Genomic DNA, 1,231 nt, shown 5'->3' with positions numbered 1-1,231 from the left:
GGTGGATGAGCAGCGATTTCGGTGTGTTCCTCGGCCTGGACGTAGGGAAAGGCGAGCATCACGCAGTGGGCGTGGCTCCGGACGGCAGGCGGCTGCATGACGGCCCATTGCCCAACAGCGAACCTAAACTGCGAGCGCTGTTCGACAAACTCGCCGGGCATGGGCCGCTGCTCGTGGTGGTCGATCAACCCGCCACGATCGGCGCGTTGCCGGTCGCGGTCGCTCGGGCTTGCGGGCACCAAGTGGCCTATCTGCCCGGTTTGGCTATGCGGCGGATCGCCGACCTCTATCCAGGCCGCGCAAAGACCGACGCCCGGGATGCGTTCGTCATCGCTGACGCCGCACGATCGCTGCCGCACACCCTGCGCCCGGTCGACGTGGGCGACGAGGCGCTGGCAGAGCTGGACGTGTTGGTGGGGTTCGACGACGACCTGGCCGGCGAGGCCACCCGAATCAGCAACCGCATCCGCGGTCTGCTCACCGGCATCCACCCGGCCCTGGAACGAGCCATCGGTCCGAGGATCACGCACCCGGCGGTACTGGAAATCCTGTCCCGCTGCGGTGGTCCGGCCGGCATCCGCACCGCTGGGCGGCGCAAACTCACCTCGATCGCGGCTGTGCACGCACCCCGCATGGGCGACAAGCTGGTCACCGCCATCCTGGCGGCGTTGGACGAGCAGACCGTGACCGTCCCGGGCACGGCCGCGGCCGACACTGTGCTGCCGCGCCTGGCCGACAGCCTGAAAACCGTTGTCCAGCAACGTAACCAGGTCGCCACCGAGGTCGAGGAGATACTCGATGCGCACCCTCTTGCCGGGGTCCTGACCTCGATGCCCGGCATCGGGGTCAGGACCGCCGCCCGCATCCTCCTGGAGATCGGCGACGCCTCCAGCTTCAAGTCCTCCGCCCACCTCGCCGCCTACGCCGGAATCGCCCCAGTCACCCGCAGTTCGGGCTCCTCCATCAAGGGCGAACACCCGGCCAGAACCGGCAACCGCAAACTCAAACGAGCGTTCTTCCTGGCTGCGTTCGCGGCCTTGTCCGATCCCACCAGCAGGACCTACTACCAGCGGAAACGCGATGAAGGGAAGAAACACAACGCCGCGCTGATCTGCCTGGCCCGGCGCCGCTGCGACGTCCTGTTCGCCATGCTCCGCAACAAGACCTACTACCGGCACCCCCATCCAGACGCCGCGCCCGCTGCGGCTTGACAACCACATAGGGACACCCC

1 protein-coding gene is annotated in these 1,231 nt (G+C 67.7%); it reads left to right on the top strand.

Annotation, left to right across the window (positions count from 1 at the left end; all coding sequences use genetic code 11):
- Window positions 1–5 precede the first annotated feature (5 nt).
- Window positions 6–1,211, top strand: coding sequence for an IS110 family RNA-guided transposase (locus BLW84_RS45930; RefSeq protein WP_093279048.1), 1,206 nt, complete (start codon window positions 6–8; stop codon window positions 1,209–1,211).
- The last annotated feature ends 20 nt before the right edge of the window (window positions 1,212–1,231 follow it).

This window comes from Saccharopolyspora shandongensis, from assembly GCF_900106995.1.
In the GTDB taxonomy this organism is placed as follows: Bacteria; Actinomycetota; Actinomycetes; order Mycobacteriales; family Pseudonocardiaceae; genus Saccharopolyspora; species Saccharopolyspora shandongensis.
The sequence above is the reverse complement of the archived record's forward strand: the minus strand, read 5'-3'. Positions and strand labels throughout refer to the sequence as shown.